13 protein-coding genes are annotated in these 13,155 nt (G+C 62.6%); 4 read left to right on the top strand and 9 right to left on the bottom strand.

Annotation, left to right across the window (positions count from 1 at the left end; translation table 11 throughout):
- Window positions 1-205: 205 nt before the first annotated feature.
- Window positions 206-1,084, top strand: a complete 879-nt coding sequence (locus tag OIM99_RS12795; RefSeq protein ID WP_311850801.1) for an ATP-binding protein — start codon at window positions 206-208, stop codon at window positions 1,082-1,084.
- Here the strand turns inward: OIM99_RS12795 and OIM99_RS12790 are convergent.
- Window positions 1,081-1,716, bottom strand: a complete 636-nt coding sequence (locus OIM99_RS12790) for a TetR/AcrR family transcriptional regulator (RefSeq protein WP_311850800.1) — start codon at window positions 1,714-1,716, stop codon at window positions 1,081-1,083. The two genes, OIM99_RS12795 and OIM99_RS12790, sit on opposite strands and share 4 nt — an antisense overlap.
- A 95-nt stretch (window positions 1,717-1,811) precedes the next feature.
- Between OIM99_RS12790 and OIM99_RS12785 the strand changes: the two genes are divergently transcribed.
- The 3 genes from OIM99_RS12785 (at window position 1,812) to OIM99_RS12775 (ending at window position 4,236) form a co-directional block, all read left to right on the top strand.
- Complete coding sequence (locus OIM99_RS12785) at window positions 1,812-2,363, top strand: hypothetical protein (protein ID WP_311850799.1); 552 nt, start codon at window positions 1,812-1,814, stop codon at window positions 2,361-2,363.
- 131 nt (window positions 2,364-2,494) lie between these two features.
- Window positions 2,495-3,412, top strand: coding sequence for a GNAT family N-acetyltransferase (locus OIM99_RS12780; protein ID WP_409371531.1), 918 nt, complete (start codon window positions 2,495-2,497; stop codon window positions 3,410-3,412).
- A complete protein-coding gene (locus OIM99_RS12775; protein ID WP_311850797.1) occupies window positions 3,409-4,236 on the top strand; it encodes a glucose 1-dehydrogenase in 828 nt (275 codons plus the stop codon). The genes OIM99_RS12780 and OIM99_RS12775 overlap by 4 nt, the downstream gene beginning before the upstream one ends.
- 3 nt (window positions 4,237-4,239) lie before the next feature.
- Here the strand turns inward: OIM99_RS12775 and OIM99_RS12770 are convergent, their stop codons facing one another.
- From OIM99_RS12770 to secG, 8 genes are all read right to left on the bottom strand, one after another.
- Complete coding sequence (locus OIM99_RS12770) at window positions 4,240-5,148, bottom strand: DMT family transporter (protein WP_311850796.1); 909 nt, start codon at window positions 5,146-5,148, stop codon at window positions 4,240-4,242.
- Window positions 5,149-5,315: 167 nt separating this feature from the next.
- Entirely contained in the window at window positions 5,316-6,374 is a 1,059-nt protein-coding gene (locus OIM99_RS12765; protein WP_311850795.1) for a M23 family metallopeptidase, read from the bottom strand.
- Window positions 6,375-6,755: 381 nt separating this feature from the next.
- Complete coding sequence (locus OIM99_RS12760) at window positions 6,756-7,439, bottom strand: rRNA adenine N-6-methyltransferase family protein (RefSeq protein ID WP_311850794.1); 684 nt, start codon at window positions 7,437-7,439, stop codon at window positions 6,756-6,758.
- Between the two features lie 21 nt (window positions 7,440-7,460).
- Complete coding sequence (gene surE, locus OIM99_RS12755; RefSeq protein ID WP_311850793.1) at window positions 7,461-8,225, bottom strand: 5'/3'-nucleotidase SurE; 765 nt, start codon at window positions 8,223-8,225, stop codon at window positions 7,461-7,463.
- Between the two features lie 159 nt (window positions 8,226-8,384).
- Window positions 8,385-9,083 (bottom strand): porin family protein, encoded by a 699-nt coding sequence (locus OIM99_RS12750; RefSeq protein WP_311850792.1) that lies wholly within the window; start codon window positions 9,081-9,083, stop codon window positions 8,385-8,387.
- Between the two features lie 451 nt (window positions 9,084-9,534).
- Window positions 9,535-10,815, bottom strand: coding sequence for a serine--tRNA ligase (serS, locus tag OIM99_RS12745; RefSeq protein ID WP_311850791.1), 1,281 nt, complete (start codon window positions 10,813-10,815; stop codon window positions 9,535-9,537).
- 116 nt (window positions 10,816-10,931) lie between these two features.
- Entirely contained in the window at window positions 10,932-12,560 is a 1,629-nt protein-coding gene (locus OIM99_RS12740; protein WP_311850790.1) for a CTP synthase, read from the bottom strand.
- A 142-nt stretch (window positions 12,561-12,702) separates the two neighbouring features.
- Window positions 12,703-13,095: a preprotein translocase subunit SecG gene (gene secG, locus OIM99_RS12735; protein ID WP_311850789.1), complete on the bottom strand. Its 393-nt coding sequence runs from the start codon at window positions 13,093-13,095 to the stop codon at window positions 12,703-12,705.
- Between the last annotated feature and the right edge of the window lie 60 nt (window positions 13,096-13,155).

Here is a 13,155-nt window from a genome sequence, read left to right as displayed (position 1 = left end):
TGGAAACTAGGCTCCATCGAGCGACTGGCGGGCACCGGCGCGAACCGGTCGGTTATTCGGCGCGGAATATAGCGGCCGTCGCCCGTAAAGCAATGCCGGCTCTGCGCTTTCCGAACCCCTCAAATGCCTGTTTCGGCATGGACCTGCCTCATTTCACAAGCTAAACCGCGCCAGCGTCAGGAAGGCGCACCACTGGATAGGGCCAATGAGCAATTCTACCGATCGGGAAACCCTGTTGCCGCTGCTGGAGCGGATCGCCGGCGCGCTGGAGCGCCTCGCCCCCAAGACACAGGACCGGCCCGACCTTGAAGCCGCCGATGCCTTAGTCTGGCACGCGGCCGGCCACGTGCTGCAGCCGGTCAAGAAGGTCAACCGGGTCGAAATGGCCCTGCTCAAGGGTGTGGACCGGGTCCGTGACCAGCTTTTCGACAATACGCTGCGTTTCGCCCGGGGCCTGCCCGCCAACAATGCCCTGCTCTGGGGCGCGCGCGGCATGGGCAAGTCCTCGCTGGTGAAAGCGATCCACGCCCAGATCAACCATGAGCGGCCCGAAGGCTCGCATGCTCTTAAACTGGTCGAGATCCATCGCGAGGATATCGAAAGCCTGCCGGCGCTGATGAACATCGTGCGGCAATCGCCGCAGCAGTTCATCGTCTTCTGCGATGACCTGTCGTTCGATACCGACGATACGTCCTACAAGTCATTGAAGGCCGTGCTGGAAGGCGGCATCGAAGGCCGGCCCGACAATGTGGTGTTTTACGCCACCTCCAACCGGCGCCACCTCTTGCCGCGCGACATGATGGAGAACGAGCGCTCAACGGCGATCAATCCACATGAAGCGGTCGAAGAGAAAGTCTCGCTGTCGGATCGCTTCGGCCTATGGCTTGGCTTCCACAAATGCAGCCAGGACGAATATCTCGACATGGTGTTCAGCTATGCCAAGCATTTCGGCCTCGACATACCGGCCGAAACCATGCGCGCCGAAGCGCTGGAATGGGCGACGACGCGCGGCGCCCGCTCCGGCCGCACCGCCTGGCAATATATCCAGGACCTCGCCGGACGGCTGGGCAAGAAGACCAGTTAGACTGCCTTGATCGCGTAGGCGGACAGGAAGATTCGCACGGCCTCCTTGGCATGGGCCTGCATCTCATCCGCCGGCGGGATCGCCTCATCTCCCAGCAGCATGGCGTCGTTGGTCATCGCGCCCATCAACAGCCAGTTGAAGAATGAAGCCGCCGCCATGGGATCAGCCATGTCGAGATGGCCACGCGCCTGATAACGCGCGAAGGCTTGGGCGAGCCGAGTGATGGAGCGCATCGGCCCACGCTCGCGTAGCTCGCGGCCCAGTTCGGGAAAACGTACGGTCTCGGAGATCACCAAGCGTCGCAATTGCAGCAAGCGTGGCGTCAACACGATGGCAAGCTGCTGATTGGCGAAATGGAGGAGGAAGCGTTCGACCGGCACGTCATCGCCGGGATCGGCCACCTGCTCTTGCAGTTCCGCGCTGGCGCCGCCGCTCATGCCCCTGATGACACCGAGGAACAAAGCTTCCTTACTCTGAAAATGGGAATAGACGGTCTGCTTCGACACATCGGCCGCGGCGGCGATCTCATCCATGCTGGTGCCAAGGAAGCCTTGGCGCAAAAACAGCTCCGCCGCCGCCGTGACAATAGCCCGATGCGTCCGCTCGATCCGTGACACCGCCACCTTGTTCATGTCGCCCCTGCTCAATGTGCCTTGTCTATACCTTCTCGCTTGACGAATCAAACTAGACGGTCCAGTCTAATTACAGAAAATCTGAGAGAGCCTCCATGACCAGTTCCTCCCTGCGGCTTCGAACGGCGGCCTGCACCTGCGGACAAGTTGCCTTTGAAACGAGAGGCGAGCCGATCGTCACGGCCTCTTGCCATTGCACCAGTTGCCAGACGGCCGGCCAGAACCTCGAAGCCCACCTCGGCGCCCCCAGCGTTCTCGCAGCCGATGGCGGAACCGACTATCTGCTTTTCCGCAAGGATCGCGTTCGCTGGCTGCGCGGCCAGGCCCATCTGCGGGAATATCGCCTCGCCGCAACCTCAAAGACGCGGCGCGTCGTCGCCACCTGCTGCAATACCCCCGTGTTCCTGGAATTTAGCGGTGGTCATTGGTTTTCGATCTACAAGGACCGCTTCGCCAAGGCTGACCAGCCGGCCCTGGACATGCGCACCATGACGCGGGATCGCCGGCCAGGCGTCGAGTTCACCGATGGACTGCCCAGCTACAAAACCCATTCCGGCCGGTTCATGTGGAAGCTCCTCACCGCCTGGGCGGCCATGGGGTTTCGGGCGCCGAAGATCGATTATGTGAACGGCACGCTCACCCCCTGATCGTCGGTGGCGGCTCTTGTATGGTTGCGTACTACAACTATATTGTTGTAACATGCAACCATATCAAATGAGAGCCTCTGCACGTGACGATCGATCCATTGGTTGAAGACATACGTGCCGCATCTCGCCTGATGGTGCGTGAACTGGGTTTCATGGGCGGCGGCGATTTCGCCGGCACAGATCTTTCGCCCTCCGCCGTCCATGCGCTGATCGAGATCGAGAAAGGCGGCGTCACCGCGCGCGATCTGGGCGCGCGCCTACGCCTGGAAAAATCGAGCGTCAGCCGCATGCTGCGCAAGCTGGTCGACTCCGGCGACGTGAAGGAGGAAACCGGCGAGGACGCGCGCGTCAAAATTCTGTCCCTCACGGCTACAGGTAAAAAACAGGTTGCGGCGATCCACACCTTCGCACGCACGCAGGTCGCCAATGCGCTTGACCGCCTGAAACCCGGCCAGGGCCGCACCGTGCTGGAGGGACTACGCCTTTATACCGATGCGCTTGATGCGGATGGCACTGTCATCGCGCATGAGCGCGCTACCCCTCCCCGCATCGAGATCGTCGCCGGCTATCAGCCCGGCCTCATCGCGCGCATCGTGCAGATGCACGCGCTCTACTATGCGCGCGAGTCCGGTTTTGGGCAGCGTTTTGAATCGGTTGTGGCAAGCGGTTTAGCCGATTTCTGCGGTCGCCTGGGAACCCCGCGCAATGCGATCTGGGCCGCCATGCAAGACGGCCAGATCATCGGCTCGATCGCGATCGACGGTGAAGACTTAAATCGAAAGAACTTGGACAAAGATGTCGCCCATCTGCGCTGGTTCATTGTCGATGATCGCGTGCGCGGCGGCGGTGTCGGCCGCAGACTGCTTTCGACCGCCCTCGCCTTCGTGGACGAGAAAGCTTTTACCGAAACGCATCTTTGGACCTTCGCCGGTCTTTCCGCCGCCCGCCGCCTGTATGAAGCGCATGGCTTCACTTGCGTGGAAGAATGGTCCGGCACCCAATGGGGCAAGGAAGTTTTGGAACAGCGTTTCGTGAGGCCTCGCCCATGACAACCTCGCCAATCAAAACTTCTCCCTCGCTCGTCGATCTTGCCGGCCCGACACCTCTTCGCGCGCCGGCCGGGCGGCTCAAAGGCCGTATCTGCCTGGTCACCGGCGCCACCAGCGGCATCGGCCGCGCCACGGCTTTGATGATGGCATCGGAAGGCGCCTCAACCGTCGTCGTCACCGGGCGACGGCAAGAACTAGGTGAAGCTCTCGCCGAAGACATCGAACAATTGGGCACGAACGCCCTGTTCATCGCCGCTGACGTCACTCAGGAAGCGGACATGGCCCGCACGATCGAGCGAACGATGACGCAGTTCGGGCGCCTCGATGCCGTGTTCAACAATGCCGGTTTCCAGGAACGGCGCGCGCCTCTCGCCGAACAGACCGACGATGTCTATGCGCGGGTCTTCGACACCAATGTCCGCGCGGTCTTTTACGCCTTGCGCCATGAGATTCCCGCACTGCTCACATCCGGTGGCGGCACGATCGTCAACAATACGAGCGTCAGCGGCATGCGAAACCCTAATCCGGGACTGGCGCTCTATGGCGCCTCCAAGGCCGCGACCATATCGCTGACGCGCGCGGCGGCGATGGAATATGCGCCTTCGGGCATTCGCATCAACGCCGTCGCGCCGGGCCGCGTGGTCACCGACATGATGCTCGGCTCGGGAATCGCCGACATGCGCACCGTGGCCGCCAGTCTGCCGTTGCGGCGGATGGGTCATCCGGAAGAAGTGGCCGCCGCCGTCGTCTGGCTGATGTCCGACGAAGCCAGTTTTGTCGTCGGACATGTTCTGTCGACCGATGGCGGCTTTCTCGCCGGCTGACGCTTATGTCCCTTGGGGCTGCGTCGCCTTGCGCGGCCAGCTCACCAGCAAGAGGCCGAGGATCAGCAACGCCACCGCGAGCGTGAATTGCGGCGGCAGCGGATCGCCCATGATGGCCCAGCCGGCGAGAACGCCGAGCACCGGCGTGAGGAATGTCAGCGCCGACAGTTCGGCGGCGCGGTAGTGCGCGACCAGCCACATCCAGCCCATGAAGGTGATCGCGGCCACCCAGATCGTCTGATAGGCCAGCGAGGCATAGGCCAGAGCGGAGATCGAGAAGCTTGGGCTCTCACCTTTCAGCAGAGCTGCAAGAACCAGAAAAACCGATGATACGGCAAGCTGATAGAGCAATATCTTCGAAGCCGGCGCGAATCTGAGTTTGGTGCCTTTGATGATCAGCGTGGTGATCGCCCAGCCAAGCCCCGCCAGCAGGCACAGTACGTCGCCGATCAGCATGTCCTTGGACACGCTGAACGAAACGCTCAATGCCAAAGCGACACCGATGAAAGCCAGCGCCAGACCCAGCCATTGCGACAAGCGCAAGCGTTCGTCCGGCGCGACCCAGATCACGCCGAGAGAAACGAACAGCGGCGCCGTGTAGATGAACAGAATGGCGTGGCTCGCCGTCGTCCGTTGCAGACCCAAAAACAGCAGCAGGAATTCGAGCGCGAAGAAAAAGCCGGCGATCAGGCCGCTGGCGAGCGTGCCATCGCGGCGAAACACGTCGGGCTGGCGCAGCCACATCCAGATGCCGACGACAAGACAGGCGCCGACCGAGCGCACCGCCGCCTGGGTGAGCGCCGGCACTTCCGGCATGGCCAGTTTGGCAGCCACCTGCTGCACCGACCAGGACAGGCAAAAACCGAGTGTGAGGAAGAGACCGAGACGGTCGAGAGAGCGAGACGCGGACATGATTCTGATTTCACCTTCGCCATGACGCTGCACGGCGACTAGAAATTAGGCAACATCAGATTGCGCAGACCGCAAATGCAAAGGCGGCGGGGCCTTTCTTTGGACCCCGCCGCCCTTCTTTTGCTCGGTGCACGTGTCTCGCGGCGACCGAAGCAAACTTTCAGATCTTAGAGACCCGCCAGATAGCTCGATGGATCGACCGGCGTAGAACCCTTGCGCAGTTCGAAGTGGAGCTGCGGCGAAGACACGTTGCCCGACTGACCGGAGGTGGCGATGGTCTGGCCGCGCTTCACGCTTTCGCCGCGCTTCACGCTGAGCTGGCCGTTGTGGGCATAGGCTGAGACGAAGCCATTGGGGTGGCGGATCAGAACCAGATTGCCATAGCCCTTCAGTTCGCTGCCGGCGTAGGCGACGACACCGCCTTCAGCCGCCTTCACGGCCGTGCCCTCCGGCACCGCGATGTTGATGCCGTCGTTACCACCGGCCTTGAAGCCTTGGATGATGCGGCCACGGGCCGGCCAACGGAATTCGGGCTTGCCGTCATCGGCGCTGGCGGTGGTGGCAGCCGGCTTAACCTCGGGAGCCTGCGCCGGAACGCTGGCGGTCGGTGTCGCGTCGACCTTCGTCGGGCGCGCGTTCGGCTCAACCTTCGCCACCTTCACCGGTTCGGCGGGCTTCTCGGCCACCTTCTCCGGCTTGCGGGCCGGCTCGGGCTTCTTGACCTCGGCCATCTTCGGCTTGGCAGTGGGCGCGGGCTTGGTCTCGGCGACATGCGCCGGCTTATGCTCGGGCTTGGCGGCCGCGACCGGAGCCGGACGCTGCTCCGGTTTGGCTGCCTGAGCCTGCTGCGACGTCGAGGGCGACGAAGACAGACTGTAAATCGGAATGATGACGCGCGAGCCGGGCTGGATCTGCGAGGCCGACGACAGGCCGTTGACTTTCAGCAGAGCGTCCTGCGGCACGCCATAGCGATTGGACAAGGCGCCAGCCGTGTCGCCCTGCCCGACGGTGATGGTGGTGCCGCCAGCGGCGGTCCACGGACCGGAAGAGCGCGCACCCGTGCTGGCGGTCGTCGCCACATGCTGCGCGGGCGCGGCCGAAGACAATTGCGGACTGGCGGCGGCCGGCGCTGAATAGTTCGGCCGCGAGGGCACCGAAGGCGGTGGCAACGGCGAGGACTGGATCGAGGCAGAGCGCACCGGCGCGGGCGCAGCCTGCTGGGCCATCGGATAGCCGCCACTGTTCACCGAGTCCGGCGGACGCGGCACAGAGCCTGTGGCGGTGCGATCAACACCACCAGTGAGATCGGCTAGCCTGGAAGAGTCGGAGCAACCGGCGATCAATAACGCGGTCGCGCTCATCAGGGCAAAGCGCATTGGCATGCGCACTGAGGAAAATTTGGACCTTGCACTCATTTGCTTACCCGCACACCACGCATTCACGTTCGCAGATTCATTAAATGCGCGGTCGGTTAAGACGGGGTTTATGATGAATCGATTTGTCAGAATTTTCCGAAAATTCGCCGCCAAATAGATATATGCGACTGAAAAAGTTGAGTTTTATATTGTAACAATACGTGCCAGCAGATGCTTGATCGTGGTCCGATCCTAAAGCGGAAGGGATTTTCCAGGCACCAAAGGCGTCAATCGGCAGGGGGCGATGACGGTCGTTTCGTAGCCATCCTCGGCGGCTGCGTCGCGGCGCAGACTGACCAGATGGACCTGGCCGGACGCATCCGAGCGGGCACAGATAATCAAGCCCGCCCCATGGATCAGGGCGCCGATCTGGCGAGGGATCTCGTTCAGCACGCCATGGATGAGGACGCGATCGAACTGCCCTGCCCCTTCCGGCGGCGCCAATCCATCGCGCCATTCGATCCGGGCATTCTCCAACCCGATCTGACGCAGCCGCTCGGCCGACTGGCTCGCCAAGGTCTGGTAGCGCTCGCAGGACAGAACCTCGCTGGCGACATTCGCCAGAATGGCCGTGGTGTAACCGGAGCCGGTGCCGATCTCATAGACGCGCATCGAGGGCTGCAGTTTCAAGGCTTCGAGCATGCGGGCGACGAGAAACGGCTCGGGCATGGTCTGGCCGCAGGCGATCGGCAGGGCTAGGTCGCGCCAGGCGAGATCGACATGCCGGTGCGGAACGAACAATTCGCGCGGGATGGTTTCGAGCGCCCGCAAGACCCTGAGATCGGAAATGCCCCGGCCCCGCAGCCGCAGGACGAATGCCATGCGCGCTTGGTCGGTGGCCGACAGCGGCGTGGTCGCGGGGACGCCGCCGTTCATGGCGTCATCCCCAAGAAGACATCAGGCAAAGGCACCGGCATATTTCTGCATGGCCTCCCGATCGGTGAGATCAATGCGCAACGGCGTCACGGAAATACGGTTGTCGGCCAGTGCCGCCAGATCGGAGCCCGCCCCTGGAGCTGACGTCTGGCGCTGAAAGCCGATCCAATAATAAGGACGATGGCGGCCATCGAAGCGTTCCTCGATGCGCAGCAGCGCCGCGTCGCGTTTGCCCTGGCTGCACACCGAAATGCCGCGCACCTCGCTCGCCGAGCAACGCGGAAAGTTGAGATTGACCAACGTCCCTTGCGGGATGCCGAGTTCGAGCAGGCGGCGCAGGATGCCCGGCGCATGGGTTTCGACATTGTCCCAGGGAATCATGTCGCGGCCGCCGGGCGCAAAACTCTGCGACAGGGCGACGGCGGGAATGCCGAGAATCGCCGCCTCCATCGCGCCTGCGACCGTGCCGGAATAGGTGACGTCCTCGGCGACGTTGTGACCGGCGTTGACGCCAGAGAGCACCACGTCGGGTCGCGCGCCATCAAGCACTTTATGGATGGCCATGATGACGCAATCGGTCGGCGTCCCCTGCACGGCGAAATGATTGGGCGTGACCTCACGCAGGCGCAACGGATCGTTGAGCGACAGCGAATGGGCGACGCCGGACTGGTCGGTCTCCGGGGCGACGACGGTGATCCGGCTGGCGCCCATCCGACCGGCGATGCCTTCGAGAACTTTCAGACCGGGCGCGTGGATGCCGTCGTCATTGGTGATCAGAATATGCATGCCGCTCTTTGGCCTTTCCCCAGTTCCGTGTCTACAGGGGTCGCCGATTCTGGCCAAGGCTTAATCCCGGGGGTGAAATTGGCCCCTCCCCCTGAGCAAGGCCATAAAAAAACCGGCGGCCCGAAGGCCGCCGGCTCATAGAAGATCGGACCGCCGCGATTAGTAGCGGGCGAGGACCGGGCCGGCCGGGCCGCCGAAGCGGTAGGACACGCCGACGCGAACCGCGTTTTCGCGGAAGCGGGTGTTGGCGGAACCCAGCGGGAAGAAGCCGACGTTAAACCGGCCGTAGTCGGTGTAACGGTATTCGGCGCGAACCGACCAGTTGTTGTCGATGGCGTATTCGACACCGGCGCCAACCGTCCAACCCGCGCGGGTCGTCGTGGTCGACGAAGCGAACGGCGGCACGATGACGTCGTTCTTGATGCTCGCGAAGGCGACACCACCGGTGGCGTAGATCAGAGCGCGATCGAAGGCGGCAACGCCGACGCGAGCGCGCAACGAACCCTGCCACGGCACGCGGGTCTTGTACATGTTGCCGAAGAAGTCGACCGCCGAGCCCTTCATCGAAGTGGCTTCGAAGTCACCTTCAACACCGGCAACGATCATGCCGAACTGCTGGTTGTAACCGGCATGCAGACCGCCGACGACGCCGTTGGCATTGTAGTTGATGCCAGCCACTTCGCTACGGCCCCAACCGCCACCGATCTGAGCACCAACGTAGAAGCCGGTCCACGTGAAGATCGGCGCAACATACATCGGAGCCGGAGCAGGCGCCGGGGCGCGGCGCGGGAGATCGGCCGCCATCGCGGTCGAAGCCATCGCCGAAAGCGCGACGGCGGTGAGGAGGGTCTTGCGCATAGTCGTTATCCTTTTCACTCGTCTCAAAAAACCAAGCGCCCCGTGCAGTTGTGCGCTGAACACCAAATCGCCGCACATTGGCTTTGGTTCCCGCCGAAATGCGCTTTCTGGGTCATCCAGAAGGCAGTGTGCGGTCGGTGTCGCAGCCAGGGCACACCGCTGTTTAACGCGACCTTTGTGGCTGAGATGTGCCTTAAAAATGGCCTCTGTTTCGTTGCGGGAGGCCGTTGCATCGAAGCAACATAACCTTTGGCTAACCACTGATTTATCTGAAACGACTGGCTGTTTTAGAAAGACTCGCGATTGGCGCGAAAGCGCGCCCGCGACAGACCGCCGCAAAAGCTGACCAAACTCGTCGCTTTATGGCGCAAATGTGGTTCCGTTCATGGCGGTGGCTCGAAATGAGCCAATCATGGCAAGCGAATCTTCACCATGTTCCGAGTCTTTACGCTCAGCGAACACTGATCGTGGCGAGACCATTCATATAAGGCCGCAGCACGTCCGGCACGGTCACCGAACCATCGTCATTCTGATAGTTCTCGAGCACCGCGACCAAAGCGCGACCGACCGCAACGCCCGAGCCGTTGAGCGTATGGACGAATCGCGGCTGCTTGCCTTCGCCATCGCGGAAGCGCGCGTTCATGCGACGAGCCTGGAAATCACCACAGACCGAACACGACGAAATCTCGCGGAAACGGTCCTGACCCGGCAGCCAGACTTCGATGTCGTAAGTCTTCTGCGAGGCAAAGCCCATATCGCCGGTGCATAACGTCACGACACGATAATGCAGACCAAGGCGTCGCAACACGTCCTCGGCCGCCAGCAACATGCGCTCATGTTCGTCGCGCGACTGTTCCGGCGTGGTGATCGAAACGAGTTCGACCTTGCTGAACTGATGCTGACGGATCATGCCGCGTGTATCGCGGCCCGCCGCACCGGCCTCCGCGCGAAAGCAATAGGTGCCGGCGGTCATGCGCATCGGCAATTGCTTGGCGTCGACGATGCTCTCGCGCACCAGATTGGTCAGGGGAACTTCGGCGGTGGGGATGAGCCAATAGCCATCGCCGGCCGCGAACTGATCGTCGCGGAATTTCGGCAGTTGCGCCGTGCCGAACATGGCATCGTCGCGCACCAGCAACGGCGGATTGACCTCTTCGTAGCCGTGTTCCTGCGTGTGCAGGTCGAGCATGAATTGCATCAAGGCGCGCTCGAGCCGCGCGAGCGCGCCTTTCAGCACGACGAAGCGCGCACCCGACAATTTGCCCGCCACTTCGAAATCCATCAGGCCGAGCTTTTCGCCGATATCGAAATGTTCCTTCGGCGCAAAATTGAAGCGCGGCTTCTCGCCGACGACGCGCAGCTCGACATTGTCGTGCTCGTCCCTGCCCTCCGGCACTTCGTCGAGCGGTGTGTTGGGAATGGCGCCGAGTTCGATATTCAAGGCTTCGATGGCGCGCTTCTCTTCCGCCTCATACCCCGCCATGCTGTCCTTCAGCGTGGCGACCTCGGCCTTCAGCGCGTCGGCGCGCGCCATGTCCTTGTCCTTCATCGCCGCGCCGATTTCTTTGGAGGCGGCATTGCGACGTTCCTGGGCCTTCTGCGCCTGAGCGATGGCGGCACGACGCGCATCATCGAGCTGCAGCAGTTTTTCCGCCATCGGCTCCAGGCCACGGCGACGGCGGCCGGCATCGAAAGCCTCGGTGTTCTCGCGGATCCAGCGAATGTCGTACATGGGATGTCCAGAAGATGGTCGGTTTGTCAGTCGTTGTCTGACATCTGTATGCGATTAACATACAAAATAGACAACCTTGCCGCATGCGGGCACCGGAAGCGCCCGCGCCGGTGGCTTCAGACCAGCCGGCTCTGTTCCTTGGCGGCGGCGATGAAGCTGGCGAACAGCGGATGCGGTTCGAACGGCCGAGACTTCAGCTCCGGATGGTATTGCACGCCGATGAACCAAGGATGGTCCTCGAACTCCACGGTTTCGGGCAGCAAGCCATCGGGCGACAGGCCGGAGAAGGTCAGGCCCTTGTCCTCAAGCCGCTTGCGGTAGGCCGTGTTGACCTCGTAGCGGTGGCGGTGGCGCTCGGAGATATCCGTCGTGCCGTAGATGCCCGCGATCTTCGAACCGGGCTTCAGGCTCGCCTTGAAAGCACCGAGGCGCATGGTGCCGCCGAGATCGCCTTCCGCATGGCGTTGTTCGAGCTCGTTGCCGCGCATCCACTCGGTCATCAGGCCGACCACCGGCTCGGTGGTCGGGCCGAATTCGGTCGAACTCGCCTTGTCGACGCCGGCCAAGGCACGCGCCGCCTCGATCACCGCCATCTGCATGCCGAAGCAAATGCCGAAATACGGCACCTTGCGCTCGCGCGCGAAACGCGCCGCCAATATTTTGCCTTCGGAGCCGCGCTCGCCGAAGCCGCCCGGCACCAGAATGCCGTTGACGCCTTCGAGATAAGGTGCCGGGTCTTCCTTTTCGAAAACCTCCGACTCGATCCAGTCGAGTTTCACCTTGACGCGATTGGCCATGCCGCCATGGGCGAGCGCTTCGATCAGCGACTTATAGGCATCCTTGAGGCCGGTATATTTGCCAACGATGGCAATCGTGACCTGGCCTTCCGGATTGTGAATACGCTCCTCGACTTCGGCCCAGCGGCGCATGTCGGGCTTGGGCGCCGGCTCGATGCCGAAGGCCGCCAGCACTTCGCGGTCGAGACCCGCCTCGTGATAGGCGCGCGGCACGTCATAGATATTGCCGACGTCGCGCGCTTCGATCACGGCGCTCTCGCGCACATTGCAGAACAGGCCGAGCTTGCGGCGCTCCTCGCGCGGAATTTCGCGATCGGTGCGGCACAGCAGGATATCAGGCTGAATGCCGATGGAGCGCAGCTCCTTCACCGAATGCTGGGTCGGCTTGGTCTTCAACTCGCCGGCCGAGGGAATGAACGGCAGCAAGGTCAAATGGACATAGATGCAGTGATTGCGCGGCAGATCGTTGCCGAGCTGGCGGATGGCTTCGAAAAACGGCAGGCCCTCGATGTCGCCGACCGTGCCGCCGATTTCGACGAGCACGAAATCGACGCCCTCGTTCCCTTCCAGGACGAATTCCTTGATGTGGTTGGTGACGTGGGGAATCACCTGCACCGTGCCGCCCAGATAGTCGCCGCGGCGCTCCTTGGCGATGATCTCCTGATAGATGCGACCCGTGGTGATGTTGTCGGACTTACGCGCTGGCGTGCCGGTGAAACGCTCGTAATGCCCCAGATCGAGATCGGTCTCGGCGCCGTCGTCGGTGACGAAGACCTCGCCGTGCTGATACGGGCTCATCGTGCCCGGATCCACGTTGAGATAGGGATCGAGCTTGCGCAGGCGGACCGTGTAGCCCCGTGCCTGCAGGAGCGACCCGAGAGCCGCCGATGCCAAACCTTTGCCGAGCGAGGAGACCACGCCGCCGGTGATGAAAACGTACCGCGCCATGGGAACCGAGACCTATCCTTTCGCGATCGATTCGGGGAGGATTTTCGTGCCGCCCCACGGGATATTCACAGCCGTCATTCTGACGACCGGCCAAAAGCAAGGGGCCGGCGAACCGGCCCCTAATTTTGCGCTCTCGAACCGCTTACCGACCCGGCTGGGGCGGCTGCGGTGCGGCGGGAGCTGCCGGGGCCGCCGGCGTTTCCATGCGCTGCAACTGATCAAACAATGAACCGCCCGAAGCCGGCGCCTGGCCGGGCTGGGCCGGCGCGGTCTGACCGGCCGGCTGGGCGCCGTCCAGCACCGAACGCGGCGCGCGGTGAACATTGGCCAGAATGGTCAAAGCCAAGCTGGTGAGAAAGAAAATCGTGCCGAGAATGGCCGTCGCCTTGGTCAGCGCATTGGCCTGGCCACGGCCGGTCATAAAGCCAGAGCCGCCGCCGATCCCGAGCGCCCCGCCCTCGGAGCGCTGCAGGAGCACCACCACGACGAGCGCGATCACGACCATAAGGTGAATGACGATCAGTACCGTATCCATGAAAATTCCAAGGTCTGGCGGGCAAGAGCCGCTTACAAGCCTGTGACTTGGTGCCGGCTC

Origin of the sequence: Methylocella sp. CPCC 101449, assembly GCF_031921685.1 — a bacterium.
In the GTDB taxonomy this organism is placed as follows: Bacteria; Pseudomonadota; Alphaproteobacteria; order Rhizobiales; family Beijerinckiaceae; genus Terripilifer.
This window is presented reverse-complemented; position numbering and strand designations above follow the sequence as displayed.

What these genes read in the sequence shown, in the direction of transcription:
- surE (WP_311850793.1), bottom strand. Translation starts at nt 8,225, where the DNA reads ATGCATATTCTGATCACCAATGACGACGGCATCCACGCGCCCGGTCTG.
- OIM99_RS12740 (WP_311850790.1), bottom strand. Translation starts at nt 12,560, where the DNA reads ATGGCGCGGTACGTTTTCATCACCGGCGGCGTGGTCTCCTCGCTCGGC.
- OIM99_RS12795 (WP_311850801.1), top strand. Translation starts at nt 206, where the DNA reads ATGAGCAATTCTACCGATCGGGAAACCCTGTTGCCGCTGCTGGAGCGG.
- OIM99_RS12765 (WP_311850795.1), bottom strand. Translation starts at nt 6,374, where the DNA reads ATGGCCCAGCAGGCTGCGCCCGCGCCGGTGCGCTCTGCCTCGATCCAG.
- OIM99_RS12785 (WP_311850799.1), top strand. Translation starts at nt 1,812, where the DNA reads ATGACCAGTTCCTCCCTGCGGCTTCGAACGGCGGCCTGCACCTGCGGA.
- serS (WP_311850791.1), bottom strand. Translation starts at nt 10,815, where the DNA reads ATGTACGACATTCGCTGGATCCGCGAGAACACCGAGGCTTTCGATGCC.
- OIM99_RS12760 (WP_311850794.1), bottom strand. Translation starts at nt 7,439, where the DNA reads ATGAACGGCGGCGTCCCCGCGACCACGCCGCTGTCGGCCACCGACCAA.
- OIM99_RS12790 (WP_311850800.1), bottom strand. Translation starts at nt 1,716, where the DNA reads ATGAACAAGGTGGCGGTGTCACGGATCGAGCGGACGCATCGGGCTATT.
- OIM99_RS12775 (WP_311850797.1), top strand. Translation starts at nt 3,409, where the DNA reads ATGACAACCTCGCCAATCAAAACTTCTCCCTCGCTCGTCGATCTTGCC.
- OIM99_RS12770 (WP_311850796.1), bottom strand. Translation starts at nt 5,148, where the DNA reads ATGTCCGCGTCTCGCTCTCTCGACCGTCTCGGTCTCTTCCTCACACTC.
- OIM99_RS12750 (WP_311850792.1), bottom strand. Translation starts at nt 9,083, where the DNA reads ATGCGCAAGACCCTCCTCACCGCCGTCGCGCTTTCGGCGATGGCTTCG.
- OIM99_RS12780 (WP_409371531.1), top strand. Translation starts at nt 2,495, where the DNA reads ATGGTGCGTGAACTGGGTTTCATGGGCGGCGGCGATTTCGCCGGCACA.
- secG (WP_311850789.1), bottom strand. Translation starts at nt 13,095, where the DNA reads ATGGATACGGTACTGATCGTCATTCACCTTATGGTCGTGATCGCGCTC.